General features: G+C 71.9%; 16 protein-coding genes. 11 read left to right on the forward strand and 5 right to left on the reverse strand.

What is annotated here, in order from left to right; translation table 11 throughout:
* Positions 1-2: 2 nt before the first annotated feature.
* Genes GJR97_RS06860 through GJR97_RS06870 form a run of 3 tightly spaced genes read right to left on the reverse strand, consistent with a single transcriptional unit; the run spans position 3 to position 3,321 of the window.
* A complete protein-coding gene (locus tag GJR97_RS06860) occupies positions 3-965 on the reverse strand; it encodes an NAD-dependent epimerase/dehydratase family protein (RefSeq protein ID WP_324613240.1) in 963 nt (320 codons plus the stop codon).
* The gene (locus GJR97_RS06865; RefSeq protein ID WP_154345774.1) at positions 962-1,933 is read right to left on the reverse strand and encodes a bile acid:sodium symporter family protein; all 972 of its coding nucleotides are present in this window, start codon (positions 1,931-1,933) and stop codon (positions 962-964) included. Before GJR97_RS06865 ends, GJR97_RS06860 begins: the two co-directional genes overlap by 4 nt.
* A complete protein-coding gene (locus GJR97_RS06870; RefSeq protein ID WP_324613241.1) occupies positions 1,930-3,321 on the reverse strand; it encodes a flavin-containing monooxygenase in 1,392 nt (463 codons plus the stop codon). Before GJR97_RS06870 ends, GJR97_RS06865 begins: the two co-directional genes overlap by 4 nt.
* A gap of 139 nt (positions 3,322-3,460) precedes the next feature.
* Here GJR97_RS06870 and pta point away from each other — a divergent pair, with 139 nt between their 5' ends.
* The 4 genes from pta (at position 3,461) to GJR97_RS06890 (ending at position 8,895) form a co-directional block, all read left to right on the forward strand.
* Complete coding sequence (gene pta / locus GJR97_RS06875; RefSeq protein ID WP_324613242.1) at positions 3,461-5,593, forward strand: phosphate acetyltransferase; 2,133 nt, start codon at positions 3,461-3,463, stop codon at positions 5,591-5,593.
* A complete protein-coding gene (locus tag GJR97_RS06880) occupies positions 5,590-6,828 on the forward strand; it encodes an acetate/propionate family kinase (protein ID WP_324613243.1) in 1,239 nt (412 codons plus the stop codon). Before pta ends, GJR97_RS06880 begins: the two co-directional genes overlap by 4 nt.
* A gap of 103 nt (positions 6,829-6,931) precedes the next feature.
* A complete protein-coding gene (locus GJR97_RS06885) occupies positions 6,932-7,525 on the forward strand; it encodes a winged helix-turn-helix domain-containing protein (protein ID WP_154345776.1) in 594 nt (197 codons plus the stop codon).
* The gene (locus GJR97_RS06890) at positions 7,522-8,895 is read left to right on the forward strand and encodes an MFS transporter (RefSeq protein ID WP_154345777.1); all 1,374 of its coding nucleotides are present in this window, start codon (positions 7,522-7,524) and stop codon (positions 8,893-8,895) included. The genes GJR97_RS06885 and GJR97_RS06890 overlap by 4 nt, the downstream gene beginning before the upstream one ends.
* Positions 8,896-8,902: 7 nt before the next feature.
* Here the strand turns inward: GJR97_RS06890 and GJR97_RS18155 are convergent, their stop codons facing one another.
* Positions 8,903-9,277, reverse strand: coding sequence for a TraR/DksA family transcriptional regulator (locus GJR97_RS18155; RefSeq protein ID WP_324613244.1), 375 nt, complete (start codon positions 9,275-9,277; stop codon positions 8,903-8,905).
* Between the two features lie 198 nt (positions 9,278-9,475).
* Here GJR97_RS18155 and GJR97_RS06900 point away from each other — a divergent pair, with 198 nt between their 5' ends.
* From GJR97_RS06900 to GJR97_RS06920, 5 genes are all read left to right on the forward strand, one after another.
* The gene (locus GJR97_RS06900; RefSeq protein WP_324613245.1) at positions 9,476-11,812 is read left to right on the forward strand and encodes a DNA polymerase III subunit gamma and tau; all 2,337 of its coding nucleotides are present in this window, start codon (positions 9,476-9,478) and stop codon (positions 11,810-11,812) included.
* Between the two features lie 3 nt (positions 11,813-11,815).
* On the forward strand, positions 11,816-12,412 hold the full coding sequence (recR, locus tag GJR97_RS06905; RefSeq protein WP_324613246.1) for a recombination mediator RecR: 597 nt from the start codon (positions 11,816-11,818) through the stop codon (positions 12,410-12,412).
* Between the two features lie 64 nt (positions 12,413-12,476).
* Positions 12,477-12,830: a nuclear transport factor 2 family protein gene (locus GJR97_RS06910; RefSeq protein ID WP_154345779.1), complete on the forward strand. Its 354-nt coding sequence runs from the start codon at positions 12,477-12,479 to the stop codon at positions 12,828-12,830.
* 101 nt (positions 12,831-12,931) lie between these two features.
* Complete coding sequence (locus GJR97_RS06915) at positions 12,932-14,206, forward strand: aspartate kinase (RefSeq protein WP_324613247.1); 1,275 nt, start codon at positions 12,932-12,934, stop codon at positions 14,204-14,206.
* Positions 14,207-14,371: 165 nt separating this feature from the next.
* Complete coding sequence (locus GJR97_RS06920) at positions 14,372-15,427, forward strand: aspartate-semialdehyde dehydrogenase (RefSeq protein WP_154345780.1); 1,056 nt, start codon at positions 14,372-14,374, stop codon at positions 15,425-15,427.
* An 87-nt stretch (positions 15,428-15,514) separates the two neighbouring features.
* Here the strand turns inward: GJR97_RS06920 and GJR97_RS06925 are convergent, their stop codons facing one another.
* Complete coding sequence (locus GJR97_RS06925) at positions 15,515-16,135, reverse strand: MerR family transcriptional regulator (protein WP_154345781.1); 621 nt, start codon at positions 16,133-16,135, stop codon at positions 15,515-15,517.
* A gap of 88 nt (positions 16,136-16,223) precedes the next feature.
* On the opposite strand from GJR97_RS06925, the gene GJR97_RS06930 reads away from it, so the two are divergent.
* Complete coding sequence (locus tag GJR97_RS06930; RefSeq protein WP_154345782.1) at positions 16,224-16,643, forward strand: hypothetical protein; 420 nt, start codon at positions 16,224-16,226, stop codon at positions 16,641-16,643.
* A gap of 85 nt (positions 16,644-16,728) precedes the next feature.
* On the forward strand, positions 16,729-18,207 hold the full coding sequence (locus tag GJR97_RS06935; protein WP_324613248.1) for a malate:quinone oxidoreductase: 1,479 nt from the start codon (positions 16,729-16,731) through the stop codon (positions 18,205-18,207).
* Positions 18,208-18,238 lie beyond the last annotated feature (31 nt).

Genomic DNA, 18,238 nt, shown 5'->3' on the forward strand with positions numbered 1-18,238 from the left:
GTCTACCCGAGCGAACGCGTGCGTCGAACCGCGAGGTACTCGTCGAACGCCTCGCGGCTGGTCCGCTCGGGCGAGTAGCCGAGCACGCGCTTGAGGCGCGTGTTGTCGAGGACGGGCCGGTAGCGGAGGAAGCCGACGCGCTCCGGGCCGTGCACGGTGAGTCGAAGCGCGTGTCCGATGCGCAGCACTCCGGTCAGGAGCCTCGGCGAGACGGTCACGGTCGGCTTGCCGAGCGCGGCCGCGATCTCGGTCACGGTCACGCGCCCGTCGCCGGCGACGTTGAAGGCGCCGGTGACCTCGCCGGTCGCGCCCCGCACGATGGCGCCGACGACGTCGTCGACCCACACGAAGACGAACGGGCTCTCCGACCCGGCGACCCGCAGGATGCGCTTCGCCTCCCACAGTGCCGTGATCTGGTTCGCGACGGTCGGTCCCAGGATGGTGCCGATGCGCAGCACCACCTGCCCGAGCTCGGGGTGACGCGTGCGGTAGTCGGCGAGCAGCTCCTCGACGAGCCGTTTGTGGCGGGAGTAGCTGAACTCCGGGTTGCCGCGGAGCGGGTCGTCCTCGGTGAGCCACTCCGGGTTGTCCGGGTGGTAGCCGTAGGCGGCGCCGGACGAGGAGACGACGATGCGCGTGACGCCGCCGGCGACGGCCGCCTCGAGCACGTTCCTGGTCCCCTCGACGTCGACGCGGTACTCGATCTCCTCGCTGAGCCCGCCGGGGTTCACGATGGCGGCCAGGTGCACGATCGTGTCGACGCCGTGACGCGCCACGACGGCGGCGACCGCCGCGGCATCCGTCACGTCGCAGGGCTCGACCACGACGCCATCGGGCACGGATGCCGCGGGCGGACGAACGTCGCCCGAGACGACGAGCTCGACGTCCGGGTCCCACGCCAGCGCGCGGACCGCGTTCGAGCCGAGGAACCCGCTGCCGCCGGTGACGAGGATGCGGCGGCTCACGACGCCGCCCCCGGGTCGGCGGGCGTGGCGGCCGACGTGTCCTCATCGCTCGGATCCGCCGTCGCGGCATCCGCCCGCTTCGTGCGTCGCGCCCAGATCGTCGCGAGCGCGAGCCCCGCGATGATGTCCCAGATGCCCCACCAGCCGGCCACGATCGCCATGCCGCCGATCCCGCCGAAGAACGAGAACACGAGGCCGAGTCCGAGGCCCGCGTTGCGGATCCCGACCTCGAACGTGATCGCCTTGCGGTCGCGCACCCCGAGGCCGCCGATGCGGGCGCTCGCGTAGCCGAGTCCGAGCGCGATCGCGTCGTGGAGGAACACGGCGAGGAGCACCACACCGATGTAGGCCATGAAGATCGCCCAGTTGCCGACGAGCGCGGCGACGATGAAGCCGACCAGCGCGAGCAGGCTGATCCAGCGCGCGTAGGGCTGCACGCGGGCGGCGAAGCGCGGCCACACGGCGCGGATGGCGAAGCCGACGATGAACGGCAGGCCGATGATGAGGAAGATGTCGAGCAGCATCTGCCAGCCGTCGAGGCTCACTGCGCGCACCAGCTCCGACGCCTTCGGGTGGATGCTGCCCCAGAAGGCGATGCTGAGCGGCAGCACGAAGATGTAGGCGACGTTCGCGACCGCCGTCATCGACACCGAGAGGGCGACGTTGCCGCGGGCGCGGTAGGTGAGCACCTGCGAGATGTTCCCCGGCGGGCACGCGGCGACGAGCAGCATGCCGAGCGCGACGGAGGCCTGCACGTCGAGCAGCAGCGTGAGCCCGAACGTGACGGCCGGGAGGAGCACGATCTGCGCGAGCAGCGCGATGATCATCGCCTTCGGGGCGCGCGCCACGGCGCGGAAGTCCGACGGCGAGGTGTCGAGCGCGATGCCGAACATGATGAACCCGAGCACGACGTTCAGGGCGATCATCGAGCCCGGCGCGAAGTTGAGGACGACGTCGTCGATGTTCATGCGCGGGTGCCCGCCTTCGGTGCACCGCTCTCCGCGTCGCGCACGGGATCGGGAGCCGAGGTCGCAGGCGCGACGGATGCCGCGGGCGTCGGCAGCGTCCGGAGCATGCGCTTCACCGTCCGCCGGTACGCGTCCTTGTTGACGTAGTACGACATGCGATCGAGGCCGAGGTAGCGGTACCCGCCCGAGAGGTCGGGCCAGGGCTTCGCGGCCGCATCACGGAAGCGGGACGCGGCATCCGGCTCGGTCCGCGCGGCGGCGAGGTAGGCGGCGATGAGTTCGGCCTGCTCGTACCGGCCCTGCCAGCCGATGCCAGAGGCCTCGATCATGCCGAGCACGAACAGGCCGTTGAAGTTCGGCGGGAAGACGTTCAGGTAGAGCTCGGGCGCCGCCGACGTCCAGTTGAGGTGGGCGCGCTCGACGAACGGGTAGTCGAGCTTGTAGCCGGTCGCGAGGACGACGAGGTCGTAGTCCGCGGCGCTGCCGTCGGCGAAGTGCACCGCCCGGCCGTCGAACCGGTCGATGTCGCCGACCACGCGCAGGTCGCCCTGCCCGAGGTGGTTCAGGATCAGCGTGTTCACGATCGGGTGCGACTCGTAGATGCGGTAGTCGGGCTTCGGGAAGCCGAATCGCACTGGGTCGCCCGTGAACGCCCGCAGCACGCGGGTGTCGACGAACTGCTTGATGCGCGCGGGCAGCGGCCTGCCCTGGTTGAGCGTGTCGCTCGGGCGACCGAACAGGTAGCGGGGCACGAAGTAGTAGCCCCGCCGCACCGACAGGTCGACGGATGCCGCGTGGTGCACCGCGTCGACCGCGATGTCGCAGCCGGAGTTGCCGGCGCCGATGATGAGCACGCGCTTGCCCTCGAAGACCTTGGGCGACGTGTACGCGCTCGTGTGCATGAGTTCGCCCGAGAACTCGCCTCGGAAGCCCGGGACGTTCGGCTCGGCGAGCGTGCCGTTGGCGAGGACCACGGCCGAGTGCTCGGTCGTGGTCGTCCCTCCGTCCGGGCCGGCAGCGGTGACGCGCCATCCGCTCGCCCCGGTCGCGTCGCCGTCGACCGGCTCGACCGCGGTGACCCTGGTGTCGAACCGGAAGTGCTCGCGCAGTCCGTAGGCGTCGGCGTACTCCCGGAAGTAGCGGTGCAGTTCGCGATGGCCGGGGTAGTCCGCGGTCGAGTCCATCGGGAACTCGGCGAACTCGGTCGTGGTCCGCGACGAGATCAGGTGTGCGGACTCGTACATCGTCGAGCGCGGGTTGTCGATGTTCCAGAGGCCGCCCACGTCGGGGCCGGCCTCGAAGCCGATGAAGGGGATGCCGGCGCGGCTGAGCGCGCGGGCACCGGCGAGACCGGACGGGCCCGCTCCGATGAGGGCGATGGGGTTCACTGGTGGTTCCTGTGCGTGGGCGGCGTCGTCGGGGCCGACGCCGGGTCGGGTCCGAACAGCATAGGCGAACGGCGCTCGGGTTCCGGAACCGGGGACGGGGCGCCTGCGTGCGCGGCAGCCGCCTCGATAGGCTTTCGGGGTGGCGCACAGCATCTACATCTGCTCCGCCGAGGGGAACACCGGGAAGTCGACGGTGGCGCTCGGGACGTTGGACACGCTGAGCCGGCGAGCGACCCGAGTGGGGGTCTTCCGCCCGATCGCGCGTTCCACGGAGGAGCGCGACTACGTGCTCGAGCTGCTGCTCGCGCACGACGGCGTCATCGACCTCGGCTACGACGAGGCGATCGGCGTCACCTACGAGGACGTGCACGGCGATCCCGACGCCGCGCTGGCCACGATCGTCCGTCGGTTCAAGGCCGTCGAAGCGCGGTGCGACGTCGTGGTGGTGATCGGTTCCGACTACACGGATGTCGGCAGCCCGACCGAACTGGCGTTCAACGCCCGTATCGCCGCGAACCTCGGTGCACCGGTGCTCCTCGTCGTCGGCGGGCGCGTGACGCAGGGGCGGGGCGCGAGCGAGCGGCTCGGCTACACGGACGCCAGGACGCCCGACGAGCTGGCCCAGCTCACGGAGCTCGCGGTCGAGGAACTCGTGCGCGAGCACGCGACGCTGCTCGGCGTCGTCGCCAACCGCGCCGACCCCGACCGGCTCGACGATGTCGTCGATGCCCTGCGATCCGCGTCGGGCGCGGCCGGCGGCCACGACGCATCCGTCTCGGTCTGGGCGATCCCCGAGGACCAGTACCTCGTCGCGCCCTCCATGCGCTCGGTCATGCGCGCCGTCGGCGGGGAGCTGTACGCGGGCGATCCCGAGCTGCTCGAGCGCGAGGCGCTCGGCGTGGTGGTCGCCGCGATGTCGATGGAGAACGTGCTCGCCTGGCTCACGGAGGGCGCCGTCGTCGTCGTGCCCGGCGATCGGAGCGAGGTGCTGCTCGGGGTCCTCACCGCGCACGCCTCGGCGACGTTCCCGTCGATCGCCGGCATCGTGCTGAACGGCGGGTTCCCGGTCTCCGAGACGGTCGAACGCCTGGTCGAGGGGCTGAAGTCGGGCCTGCCGATCATCCGCACCCAGCTGAGCAGCTACGACACCGCGCTGGCGATCACGCAGACGCGCGGCAAGCTCGCCGCGGAGTCGCAGCGCAAGCGCGACACGGCGTTGGCGCTCTTCGAGAAGCACGTCGACGGGGTCGAGCTGCTGGACCGCCTCGACGTGGCACGGACCGACGTCGTCACGCCGCTCATGTTCGAGTACGGCCTGCTCGCCCGGGCGCGCGACGCGCGCAAGCACATCGTGCTTCCCGAGGGCTACGACGACCGCATCCTGCGCGCCGCCGCGACACTGCTCGCGCGCGACGTCGCCGACCTCACGATCCTCGGCGAGGAGATCGAGGTCCGTTCGCGCGCGATCGGGCTCGGCCTCGACATCTCGAGGGCGACCGTGCTCTCGAACCACGACCACGTGCTCGTCTACCGATTCGCCGACGAGTACCAGCGGCGCCGCGCGCACAAGGGCGTGACGCTCGAGCAGGCCCGCGACAGCGTGCAGGACGTCTCGTACTTCGGCACCATGATGGTCGAGCTCGGGCTCGCCGACGGCATGGTCTCCGGAGCGATGCACACGACGGCGCACACCATCCGCCCCGCCTTCGAGATCATCAAGACTCGACCCGAGGTCGACGTCGTCTCGAGCGTGTTCCTGATGGCGCTCGCCGACCGCGTGCTCGTCTACGGCGACTGCGCGGTCGTGCCCGACCCGACGGCGGAGCAGCTGGCCGACATCGCGATCTCGTCGGCGCAGACCGCGGCGCAGTTCGGCATCGAGCCCCGCGTGGCCATGCTGTCGTACTCGACCGGCGAGTCGGGGTCGGGGGCCGACGTCGACAAGGTGCGCCGCGCGACCGAGCTCGTCCGCGAGCGCGCGCCGGAGCTCCCGGTCGAGGGGCCGATCCAGTACGACGCGGCCGCCGACGCGGCGGTGGCGCGGACCAAGATGCCGGGCTCGTCGGTCGCCGGACGCGCGACGGTGTTCGTCTTCCCCGACCTGAACACGGGCAACAACACGTACAAGGCGGTGCAGCGCTCGGCCGGCGCCGTCGCCATCGGGCCCGTGCTCCAGGGGCTCAACAAGCCGGTGAACGACCTCTCCCGGGGCGCGCTCGTCCAGGACATCGTGAACACGGTCGCGATCACGGCGATCCAGGCGGCGTCGTGAGCGGGGCGGATGCCGCCGGCTCGGGTGACGTCCCGGGCGCAGGTCGCGTCGTCCTCGTCGTCAATTCCGGATCGTCGTCGCTGAAGTACCAGCTCGTCGACGTCGCGGCGGAGGAGGCGCTCGCGTCGGGACTCGTCGAGCGCATCGGCGCGGGCGTCGGTCGTGCCACGCACGCGGATGCCTCGGGTGACGTCGTCCGCGAGGAGGTCTCGGTCGCCGACCACCACGCGGCCTTCGCGTGGATGCTGCGGGCGTTCGCCGAGCACGGGCCGTCGCTCGAAGGGCACGCACCGGTCGCGGTCGGGCACCGCGTCGTGCAGGGCGGCGCGCGCTTCTTCGAGCCGACCGTGATCACCGAGCTCGTGAGGATCAACATCGACGAGCTCTCGGTGCTCGCGCCGCTGCACAATCCCGCGAACCTCGCCGGCATCGTGGCGGCCGAGCGCGCCTTCCCGTCGGTGCCGCACGTGGCCGTCTTCGACACCGCGTTCCACCAGACCATGCCGCCCGAGGCGTACCTGTACGCGCTCGATCGCGACGTCGCCGAGCGCCATCGCATCCGTCGCTACGGCTTCCACGGCACGTCGCACCGATACGTCTCGCGTGCCGCGGCGGCGTTCCTGGGCCGAACGGTCGAGGAGCTGAAGCTCATCGTGCTGCACCTCGGCAACGGCGCCTCCGCGTGCGCGGTCGACGGGGGGCGTTCCGTCGAGACGAGCATGGGGATGACCCCGCTCGAGGGCCTCGCGATGGGCACGCGCTCGGGCGACCTCGACCCGGCGGTGGTGCTGCACCTGCAACGGCGTGCGGGCCTCGGGGTCGACGAGGTCGACGACCTGCTGAACAAGCGGAGCGGCATGCTCGGCCTCGGGGGGCACGGCGACATGCGCGACCTGACCGAGGCGGCGGGGTCGGGCGACGAGCGCGCGCGGACCGCGCTCGGGGTGTACGCGCACCGGATCCGCTCGTACGTCGGCGCGTATGCGGCGCAGCTGGGTCGTGTCGACGCGATCGTGTTCACCGCCGGCGTGGGAGAGAACTCGGCCGACGTGCGCGCGATGTCGCTCTCCGGGCTCGAGGGGTTCGGCGTCGAGGTCGATGCCGTGCGCAACGCCGAGCGCTCGGGGGAGGCGCGGAGGATCTCGACCGACGACTCGCGGACCGCCGTGCTCGTCGTGCCGACGAACGAGGAGCTCGAGATCGCGCGGCAGACCCTCGAGGTCGTCGCGGGCTGACGTCGGAACGCCGGCCGGGCCGGTCCGGGCCGGTCGTCGCGACCGCATCGCAATTTCCACAAGAAACCTTGTACAACAGATCTTGTGGATCTAGGCTGATCCCATGGCCGACCCCGGACGACCGCCCGCCGACTCCAGCGTGCACCTGCACGACCCCGGCCCGATGCGCGCGATGGCGCACCCGACGCGACTGCGGCTCATCGGCATCCTGCGCATGGACGGGCCCGCCACCGTCGGCATGCTCGCGCAGCAGACGGGGGAGTCCGCCGGCTCCGTGAGCTACCACGTGTCGACGCTCGCGAAGCACGGATTCGTGGAGGAGGCGCCCGAGCTCGCCCGCGACCGTCGCGAGCGCTGGTGGCGCGCCGCGCACGAGATGACGAGCTGGGACACCGTCGAGTTCCTCGAGGACCCGGCGCGCCACGCGGCATCCGAGGCCCTGCGGCGCACCGTGCTCGAGAGCTACCACCGCGAACTGCTCGCCGCGCTCGACGCCGAGGCGGGGCTCGAGCCCGAGTGGATCGCGCCGACCGACTCGTCGGACGGGGCCGCGCACCTCACGCTCGAGGAGTTCAGGGAGCTCTCGGCCGACCTCGCCGCGGTGCGCGACAAGTGGTGGGCGCGTCGGCGCGAGCCGGCGGAGGGGACGCGTCTCGTGCGGTGGATGACGCACGTCTTCCCGAGGCCCGAGGCGTGAGCTCGGCATCCGAGGCGGCCGCACCGACGGTGACGGGGCGCCGCCGGCGCCTCCCGCTCGTCGCGCTGTACGCCGCACAGCTCTTCTCGCTCGGCGGCAACGCGATCGCGATCGTGGCGGTGCCGCTCATCGTCCTCCAGCAGACCGGCTCGCCGCTCGCGGCCGGCGTCGCGGGCATCTTCGCGACCGTGCCGCTCGTGATCGGCGGCGCCCTGGGCGGTGTGCTCGTCGATCGCTTCGGCTACCGGGCGTCGAGCATCGCGGCGGATGTCGCGAGCGGCGTCACCGTGCTCGCGATCCCGCTCCTCGACGCGGCGGGCGTGCTCTCGTTCGGGCTGCTCCTCGCGCTCGTGTTCCTCGGGGGCCTCCTCGACCCACCCGGCGACACGGCGAAGACGGTCCTCATGCCCGAGCTCGCGGCACTCGCGCACACGCCCCTCGCCCGCGCGGCGGGCGCCCAGTCGGCCGTGCAGCGCACCGCGACGATGGTCGGCGCCGGCACCGCCGGAGCGCTCGTCGCGCTGGCCGGGCCCATGACGGCGCTGCTGGCGGATGCCGCCGGCTTCGCCGTGTCGGCGATCCTCGTCGCGCTGCTCGTGCCCTCGCGTGCGCGCCTCGCGGCCACCGTGCCGGACGCCGCCCCGGAGGGCGGTGGAGCCGAGCCGCGCCGTGCGAGCGCCGCCGAGAGCGCGGCGGGCTTCGTCGCCGGCATCCGCTTCATCGCGAAGACGCCGCTCGCGCTCGCCGTGGTGCTGCTCGTGACCCTCACGAACGCCATCGACGCGGCGGGCATGACCGTGCTGAAGCCCGTGTACGCCTCGCAGGTGCTCGGCGACCCCGCGTCGCTCGGATTCATGATCGGCTGCTTCGCCGCCGGCGCGCTGACGGGTTCGGCCGTGTTCGGGCTCGTCGGCCATCGCGCCTCGGGGCGCGTCATGTTCGCCGCGTGCTTCATGCTCGCGGGCGCTCCGCCGTACGCGGCGATGGCGCTCGGCGTGCCGGTCGAGGTGCTGTTCGTCGTGCTCGCACTGTCCGGCCTCGCGGCCGGCGCGCTCAACCCGATGATCTCGACGGCCCTGTTCGGCGTCGTGCCCGACGGCATGCGCGCGCGTGTGTTCGGCGCGATCACCTCGGGGGTCGCGGCGTCGATGCCGATCGGGGCGTTCGCGGCAGGTGCCGCGGTCGACGCGTTCGGGTTCGTGCCGGTCGTTGCGGGTGCGGCCGTGCTCTACGCGGTGCTCGGCGCGAGCCCGCTCGTGCTGCGCGCGTTCGACGGGCTCTCGGGCGCTCGGAGCGGTGGCGCCACGGTGGAGTCGGGCGACGAGGCATCCGTCGCGGACCTCGACGCCGTGGTCGAGCCCGGCCGCTGAGCTGCCGTCAGCGGACGAGGCGTGCGCAGTCGATGCAGAGCGTCGCGGTCGGCCGCGCCTCGAGCCGCGCGACGGTGATCCTGTTGCCGCAGCGCTCGCAGACGCCGTAGGTCCCGTCGTCGATGCGAGCGAGCGCCCGGTCGACGTCGGTGAGCTCGTGCTCGACGTCGTGCAGCACCGCGGTGCGCTGCGACCACTCCTGGCTCATGGTGGGGCCGTCGGGGTCGTGCTCGTCATCGACCGACGTGTCGGATCTGGCCTCGCGGACCGCGGTGATCCCCTCGCTCTGCTCGGCGAGGCGCTCCTCGGCCTCGCGTCGTTCCGCGAGCAGGAGCTCTCGGAACCGCTCGAGCTGCTCGGCTGTGCGGACCCCCGTCGTCACGTGACCACCTCCGTCGTCGTGCACCGGGCGGTGGGATGGCTCGTCCGCTCCGATGCGGTCCACCGATCCTATGCCAGCCGACCGACGTCGCGGCCGGGTCGAACGGCCCGGCGCGCCTGAAGCGGCCGGGCGACGGGCCCATTCCCACGCGATCGCGGCCACGGCGAACGTGTCGGATGCCACGACTACCATTGACGCGTGGTCACCGCCCTCTATCGCCGCTACCGGCCCGAGACCTTCGCCGAGATGATCGGCCAATCACAGGTCACCGAGCCGCTCATGACGGCGCTCCGCACCGACCGGGTGAACCACGCGTACCTCTTCTCCGGCCCCCGTGGCTGCGGCAAGACGACCTCGGCACGAATCCTGGCGCGCTGCCTGAACTGCGCCGAGGGACCGACCGACACCCCGTGCGGCGTGTGCCCGAGCTGCGTCGAACTGTCGCGTGCGGGCGGCGGGTCGCTCGACGTGGTCGAGATCGACGCGGCATCCCACAACGGCGTCGACGACGCCCGCGACCTGCGCGAGCGCGCGGTGTTCGCACCCGCCCGCGACCGGTACAAGATCTTCATCCTCGACGAGGCGCACATGGTCACGCCGCAGGGCTTCAACGCGCTGCTGAAGCTCGTCGAAGAGCCGCCCGAGCACGTGAAGTTCATCTTCGCGACGACCGAACCCGACAAGGTGCTCGGCACCATCCGCTCGCGCACCCACCACTATCCGTTCCGGCTCGTCCCGCCGGCGCCGATGCTCGACTACGTGCAGAAGCTGTGCGACGAAGAGGGAGTGCAGGTCGAACCGGGCGTGCTCTCGCTCGTCGTTCGCGCCGGCGGCGGCTCGCCGCGAGACACGCTGTCGCTGCTCGACCAGCTCATCGCGGGTTCCGAGGGGACCACGGTCGGGTACGAGCGGGCGGTCGCGCTGCTCGGTTACACGCACGGCGCGCTCCTCGACGACGTCGTCGAGGCGATCGGGGCCGCCGACGCGGCGCGCGCCTTCGCCGCGGCCGACCGGGTCATGCAGACCGGGCAGGACCCGCGCCGGTTCGTGGAAGACCTGCTCGAGCGGCTCCGCGACCTCATCGTCGTGGCCGCGACGACCCCCGAAGCGGCGGCCGCCGTGCTGCGCGGCGTGCCCGCCGACGAGCTCGCGCGCATGGCGACCCAGGCGTCCGTGTTCGGCGCCGCCGAACTCTCCCGAGTGGCCGACCTCGTCAACCAGACCCTCACCGAGATGACGGGTGCGACCTCGCCGCGCCTCCACCTCGAGCTCATGCTCGCGCGCGTGCTCGTCCCGTCGATCGACGAGACCGAGCGTGGCGCGCTCGCGCGAGTCGAGCGGCTCGAGCGCCGCGTCGGGGTGACGGATGCCTCGGGCGGACAGCCCGTGGCGGCCGCGACCGGAGCCCCTGCCCCCGCTCCCGCACCGGCGCCTGCACCGGCCGCGAAGGCCGCTCCCGTCGAGCAGCAGACGCCCGCCGAGACGCCTGCGGAGCGGGTCGCGCCCGCGGCGCCGCCGAAGTGGGAGACGCCCGCGACCGAGCCCGAGGCGGCGGCTCCGGCGGCTCCGGTCGAGGCCCCGGCTCCGGCGAAGTCCGCGCGCCCGGTCGGGCCGGTGACCGTCGAGCAGATGCGCGACGCCTGGCCGGAGGTGCTCTCGACCCTCCAGCGCACCAAGCGCAGCGCGTGGATGGTCGCGTTCACCGCCCAGGTCCTCGAGTACCGCGACGACGACGTGCTCGTCCTCGGCTTCCCCAGCGAGTCCGACATGGGCAGCTTCCGCTCCGGCCCGCCCGGCCAGAGCGTCGGCGACCTCCTGCGCGGTGCCATCGCCGAGATCCTCGGCGTGCGGGTCAAGTTCCTCGCACGCGTCGTCTCCGCCGGCGGGGGAGCCGACCGCGGGCCTGCGGCACCGCCGTCGCCGGCGCGTGACGGCGGGCGAACCGCTGATGCGCCGGCATCCGAGGCGCCCGGAACCGCACCGCGCGCCGGCGCGGCGGCCCGCGTTCCCGCGTCCGCACCCGACTCCTCCGGCTCCGACGCAGGCCGGGCCGCCCGGCCGGCCGGCCCGAGCCCAGCCGCTTCGAGCGGACCGGTCGACTCCTGGGCGACCGTCGCCATTCCGAGCTCCGATCCGACGGCGGCCGCGCCCTCGGACTCCGCCGCATCGGCATCCGCCCCCGCCGCCCGATCGACCTCGCGAACCGCCGTCGCCGAACGGCCCGCGCCCGTCGCGCAGGCCCCTGCGCCGACCGACGACGACGTGCCCCCGCTCGACGACGCCGACGCGCCGCCGCTCGAGCCCGAGCCCGAGTACGCGCCCGACCCCGGGCCGCCGGTCGGCCAGACCCCATCCGCAACCTCGTCCGCGCGCCCCGGCGCGCCGAAGCCGGCATCACGCCCCACGCGGGGCGCACCGGCCGGCTCCGCCCCCGCCATCCAGCGATACGGCGAAGCCGTCGTGCGCGACCTGCTCGGCGCGACCTTCCTCGAAGAGGTCGAGGCGCCGCAGGCTCGATTCGGCGAGCGGGGGTAGCGCGTGTACGAGGGCATCGTCCAGGAGCTCATCGACGAACTCGGCCGCCTCCCCGGAATCGGGCCGAAGTCGGCGCAGCGCATCGCCTTCCACATCGTGCAGACCGAGCAGTTCGACGTCTCGCGCCTCGCCGAGATCCTCGTCGAGGTCCGCGACAAGGTGAAGTTCTGCGAGATCTGCGGCAACGTCGCCGAGCAGTCGACGTGCTCCATCTGCCGCGACCCGCGCCGCGACCCGAGCCTCATCTGCGTGGTCGAAGAGGCGAAGGACGTCGTCGCCATCGAGCGCACCCGCGAGTTCCGCGGCCTCTACCACGTACTCGGCGGTGCGATCAGCCCGATCGACGGCATCGGACCCGACGAACTCCGCATCCGCCAGCTCATGCAGCGGCTCGCCGACGGCACCGTCTCGGAGGTCATCATCGCGACCGACCCCAACCTCGAGGGCGAGGCGACCGCGACCTACCTCAGCCGGCTGCTGACGACCCTCGAGATCCGCGTCACGCGCCTGGCCTCCGGCCTTCCCGTCGGCGGCGACCTCGAGTACGCCGACGAGGTCACGCTCGGCCGCGCGTTCGAGGGCCGCCGCGTCGTCGGCTGACGCACGGAACGCCGGCCCGCGCCATCCGTTGACGCACGCGCAGCGCACCAGTAGAACGGAGCCCATGAGCGCAGGGACCGAATGGGTCACCGGATACGTCCGGGCATGGGAATCCAACGACGCCGACGACATCGCGGCCCTCTTCACGGACGACGCGGTGTACGAGTTCAGCCCGGACGACCCAGACGCGCTGCGCGGCCGCGAGGCCATCATCGCCGGGTGGCTCGATTCCCGCGACGAACCCGGCGACTGGCACTTCGACTGGGAGGTGCTGACCGAGACCGACGACCTCGTCATCGTCCAGGGCCGCACCGACTACCCGGCCGCGAAGCTCTACGACAACCTCTGGGTGATCCGCCTCGCGCCCGACGGCCGCGCCACCCGCTTCACGGAGTGGTACATGGAGCGCGACCGCTAGGCGCCGTCACATGGCCGGGCGCGTATGCGCGTCGCCGTATGATGGACCTTCCGGCGCCGGGTGAACGTTTCCCCGGCCCAGACACCCCCGGGAGCGCCCACGTGAGCTTGATCGTGCAGAAATACGGCGGATCGTCCGTCGCCGACGCGGAGAGCATCAAGCGGGTCGCCAAGCGCATCGTCGAGACCCGCAAGGCCGGCAACGACGTCGTCGTCGCGGTCTCCGCGATGGGCGACACCACCGACGAGCTCATGGACCTCGCCGACGAGGTCACGCCGATCCAGGCCCCCCGCGAGCTCGACATGCTGCTCAGCTCGGGCGAGCGCATCTCGATGGCGCTCCTCGCCATGGCGATCAAGGCGCTCGGCCACGACGCCCGCTCGTTCACGGGCAGCCAGGCGGGCATGATCACCGACTCCACGCACGGCGCGGCACGCATCGTCGATGTCACGCCCGTGCGCCTGCGCGAGGCGCTCGACGAGGGCGCCGTCGTCATCGTCGCCGGGTTCCAGGGCTTCAGCCGCGAGTCGCGCGACATCACCACGCTCGGCCGCGGTGGCAGCGACACCACGGCCGTCGCGCTCGCAGCGGCGCTCGAGGCCGACGTGTGCGAGATCTACACCGACGTCGACGGCGTGTTCACGTCCGACCCCCGCGTCGTCAAGCGGGCGCACAAGCTCGACCGGATCACGAGCGAGGAGATGCTCGAGCTCGCCGGCTCGGGCGCCAAGGTGCTGCACATCCGCGCGGTCGAGTACGCGCGTCGCCACGGCGTGACGCTGCACGTGCGCTCGTCGTTCAACAACAGCGAGGGGACGATCGTCTACGACCCCGAGCGTCTTCCCGAAGGAGAAGCTGTGGAAGAGTCCGTCATCGCCGGCGTCGCGGTCGACCTGTCGCAGGTCAAGATCACGGTCGTGGGAGTCCCCGACGTTCCGGGCGCCGCCGCCAAGATCTTCAAGATCGTCGCCGGCACCAACGCCAACGTCGACATGATCGTGCAGAACGTCTCGGCGGCCGCGACCGGTCGCACCGACATCTCGTTCACGGTCCCGAAGTCCGACGGCGAGAAGGCCGTGCAGGCGCTCTCGGCCGCGCAGGAGACCCTCGGCTTCCAGTCGCTGCAGTACGACGACCAGATCGGCAAGCTCTCGCTCGTCGGCGCCGCGATGCGCTCGGCCGCGGGCATCTCGGCGCGGCTGTTCGAAGCGCTGTACGAGGCCGGCATCAACATCGAGATGATCTCGACCAGCGAGATCCGCATCTCGGTCGTCACCCGGGCCGACAGCGTCAACGCCGCCGCCCGTGCCGTGCACACCGCATTCGACCTCGACGGCGACGACGACGCGGTCGTCTACGCCGGCACCGGTCGCTGACCCGCCGGGGCGACCGGATGCCGCGCCGCGACGCGGCACGCGGCATCCGTCGACCGACTGCCGGATCACCGCGGATCCCTGCCAATGCCGGACGTTCGGCCGGCTCGGGTCCTGCGCACCGCAGGACCTCCTGAATACTTGATGGATGCCACGAGAGGAAGCACCATGGCACACGGAGTGAACATCGGCGTCGTCGGCGCCACCGGACAGGTCGGCGCGGTCGTGCGTCGCCTCCTCGAGGAGCGCGACTTCCCGGTCGCGTCGATCCGCTACTTCGCCTCGGCGCGGTCGGCCGGGTCGACCCTTCCGTGGAAGGGCGAGGAGATCGTCATCGAGGACGCCTCGACGGCGGACCCGACCGGTCTCGACATCGCGATCTTCTCCGCGGGAGCGACGCTCTCGAAGGCGCAGGCGCCGCGGTTCGCCGCGGCGGGCGTCACCGTCATCGACAACTCGAGCGGTTGGCGCATGGACCCGGAGGTCCCGCTCGTCGTCAGCGAGGTCAACCCGCACGCCATCGACGAGGCGAAAAAGGGCATCATCGCGAACCCGAACTGCACCACCATGGCCGCCATGCCGGTGCTCAAGGTGCTGCACGACGAGGCCGGCCTCGAGCGACTCATGGTCTCGACGTACCAGGCCGTCTCGGGTGCGGGCCTCGCAGGCGGCGAGGAGCTCCTCGAGCAGGCGCGCGCCGCGGTCGCGCAGGATGCGATCGGACTCGTGCACGACGGCGCCGCGGTGACGATGCCGGACCCCGTGAAGTTCCCGCGCCCGATCGCCTTCGACGTCGTCCCGCTGGCGGGCTCGATCGTCGACGACGGCGACCTCGAGACCGACGAGGAGAAGAAGCTCCGCAACGAGAGCCGCAAGATCCTCGAGCTGCCGGGCCTGCGCGTCGCGGGCACGTGCGTGCGCGTGCCCGTCTTCACCGGGCACTCGCTCTCGATCCACGCCGAGTTCGCCAACGCGATCACGCCCGAGCGCGCGACCGAGCTGCTGGCGGATGCCCCGGGCGTCGCGCTCAGCGACATCCCCACCCCGCTGCAGGCCGCCGGCACCGACCCGAGCTACGTCGGTCGCATCCGGCAGGACCAGTCGGCCCCCGAGGGCAAGGGGCTCGTGCTCTTCGTCTCGAACGACAACCTGCGCAAGGGCGCCGCGCTGAACGCGGTGCAGATCGCGGAGCTCGTCGCGGCGAAGCTGCCCGCGTCGGTCTGATCCGATTCCCGAGACCCGGTCGCCGTCACGGTGACCGGGTCTCGTGCTGCCCGGGCGCGCGGCGGCAGCGACGAGCCGGACCGGTGCTCAACCACCGAGATCGAGCCGGGCCGCGACATCCTGATGCGCGAGGCGTCGCAGCGCGAGGATGACGGGCTCGTACAGCGCGGTGCCGAGCACCGTGTACTCGACCGCGGCGCGCGGCTCCGCGGGCATCCGCTGGAGGTCGTAGGCCGCGAGCTCGCGGAGCGAGCGTCCGTAGGCGAGCAGGCGCTCGGGGCTGATCGGGAGCCCGGCGTCCTCGGCGGCGGCCAAGGCGGTCTCGAGCTGCGCGACCGCGGGGAACCTCGGGTCGAAGACCTGCCCCAGGGCCTCGAGCGCGGCGCGGGCGCGAGGGTACGGGTCGGGGTCCCCGGCCGGCGTCGGCGACGTGGCCGGAGGGAGTGCGCCGACCGCGCGGCCGAGCGTCGCGTAGAGGTCGTCGCCGGGGTCGTCGACGAGGGTGAGGATGGCGCGCGCCTGCTGCACGCTGAGTCCCACCGGCCCGGTGAGGGCCCGGATCAGCCGGAGGCGGCGCACGTGGGAGTCGTCGTAGGTCGCCTGGGTCGCCGAGGTCGCGACCCCCGGATGCAGGAGCCCCTCGCGCAGGTAGTACTTGATGGTCGCGACGGAGACGCCCGAGGTGTCGGCGAGGCCAGAGATGCGCATTCGGACTCCTTGCATTGGATACTTTCACTCTCTAATATTGGAGAGTCACACTATCCAAGCATGCCATCGAACCCCGGAGGGCCGCGCCATGCCGTCGCCGATCGACACCATCCTCATCGGAGCGCTCCTGCTCGCACTCGTCACGGTCGAGAGCGGCGGGTGGTTCCTCACCCGCGTCTCGCGCGGCCTCGCGCCGGCCAATCCGCTCCAGCAGTCCTTCTTCCGCGCCGGGCACGCCCACGCCGGCGTCCTCATCGTCCTCTCGGTCGCGATCCTCGCGGTGTTGTCGGATTCGGCGCTCGACGGCGGATGGCTCTGGGTCGCGCGGCTCGGCGTGCCGATCGCCGCGATCCTCATGCCGGCGGGCTTCTTCCTCTCGGTGCTCGGGCGCGATCCCGAGCGGCCGAGCCGCGCCATCCTGCTGCTCTGGCTCGGCGCGGCCTCGCTCACCATCGGGCTCGTCACCGCCGGCGTCGGGCTGCTCGCCGGCGGCATCAGAGCGCTCTGACCAGGAGACCGCGCTGGTCAGCGCGTACATCGGCGGAAGACCCGCTGGTCATCGCGTCCATCCGCGCGCCCATACACTGGAACCCGTGAATTCCGAGGAAACCGTCGACGTCGTCCTGATCGGCGGGGGCATCATGAGCGCCACGCTCGGCTCCCTGATCTCGAGGCTGCAGCCCGACTGGAGCATCCGCCTCTACGAGCGCCTCGGTCGCGTCGCGCAGGAGTCCTCGAACCCGTGGAACAACGCGGGCACCGGGCACGCCGCGCTCTGCGAGCTGAACTACATGCCCGAGGCCGCCGACGGCAGCGTGAGCGCCGCGAAGGCCGTCTCCATCAACGAGCAGTTCCAGGTCAGCCGCCAGTACTGGGCCCACCTCGTCGAGTCCGGCGCACTGCCCGAGCCGAACAGCTTCATCAACTCCACGCCGCACATGACCTTCGTGCGCGGCAAGTCGAACATCGAGTACCTGAAGAAGCGTGTCGACGCGCTCGCCGGCGAACCGCTGTTCGCCGGCATGGAGTACTCCGACGACCTCGACACCATCGCCGAGTGGGCGCCGCTCCTCGCCAAGAAGCGCAACCCGAAGGCGAAGATCGCCGCGACGCGCATCGAGTCGGGCACCGACGTCGACTACGGCGCGCTCACGCTCCAGATGCTCCGCGACATCGAGTCGCGCGGCGCCGAGATCCGCACCGACCACCAGGTCACGTGGCTCAAGCGCCAGAAGGACGGCACCTGGAAGCTGCGCATCCGGAACCTCGTCGGCAACACCCCCGAGACGGTGCGCGCGCGATTCGTGTTCGTCGGGGCGGGCGGCGGCGCGCTCTCGCTCCTCCAGCACTCCGGCATCCCCGAGATCCGGGGGTACGGCGGCTTCCCGATCTCCGGCCAGTTCCTGCGGACCACGAACCCCAAGGTCGTCGCCCAGCACCAGGCGAAGGTCTACGGCAAGGCCGCCGTCGGCGCTCCGCCGATGTCGGTGCCGCACCTCGACACGCGCGTCGTCGACGGCGAGACCTCGCTGCTCTTCGGGCCGTACGCAGGGTTCACCCCGAAGTTCCTGAAGTCGAGCACGTGGTTCGACCTCCCCTTCTCGATCCGCCCTCACAACCTCATCCCGATGCTGCAGGTGGGCCTCCGCAACTTCGACCTCGTGCGCTACCTCGTCTCCGAGCTGCTCGCCTCGCGCGACAAGAAGATGAAGGCGCTCCGCGAGTTCATGCCGACCGCGAAGTCGGAGGACTGGGAGCTCATCACCGCCGGCCAGCGCGTGCAGGTCATGAAGAAGGACCCGGAGAAGGGCGGCGTGCTGCAGTTCGGCACCGAGGTGATCTCCGGCGCCGACGGCTCGATCGCCGGGCTGCTCGGTGCCTCGCCGGGCGCGTCGACCGCCGTTCCGATCATGCTCGAGGTCATGCAGAAATGCTTCCCCGAGCGCATGGCCGACTGGGAGCCGAAGATCCGCGAGATGATCCCGTCGTACGGCACCACGCTGTCCGACGACCCGGACGCGGCGGCGGCCTCGCTCGCCCGGACCGCGGCCGCGCTGCAGATCAGCGCCTGAACACGAGGGGCGGATGCCGCGGCATCCGCTC

The sequence above is a fragment of the Agromyces kandeliae genome, from assembly GCF_009674665.1.
In the GTDB taxonomy this organism is placed as follows: domain Bacteria; phylum Actinomycetota; class Actinomycetes; order Actinomycetales; family Microbacteriaceae; genus Agromyces; species Agromyces kandeliae.

What these genes read in the sequence shown, in the direction of transcription:
- GJR97_RS06865 (WP_154345774.1), bottom strand. Translation starts at nt 1,933, where the DNA reads ATGAACATCGACGACGTCGTCCTCAACTTCGCGCCGGGCTCGATGATC.
- GJR97_RS06885 (WP_154345776.1), top strand. Translation starts at nt 6,932, where the DNA reads ATGGCCGACCCCGGACGACCGCCCGCCGACTCCAGCGTGCACCTGCAC.
- GJR97_RS06910 (WP_154345779.1), top strand. Translation starts at nt 12,477, where the DNA reads ATGAGCGCAGGGACCGAATGGGTCACCGGATACGTCCGGGCATGGGAA.
- GJR97_RS06920 (WP_154345780.1), top strand. Translation starts at nt 14,372, where the DNA reads ATGGCACACGGAGTGAACATCGGCGTCGTCGGCGCCACCGGACAGGTC.
- GJR97_RS06925 (WP_154345781.1), bottom strand. Translation starts at nt 16,135, where the DNA reads ATGCGCATCTCTGGCCTCGCCGACACCTCGGGCGTCTCCGTCGCGACC.
- GJR97_RS06930 (WP_154345782.1), top strand. Translation starts at nt 16,224, where the DNA reads ATGCCGTCGCCGATCGACACCATCCTCATCGGAGCGCTCCTGCTCGCA.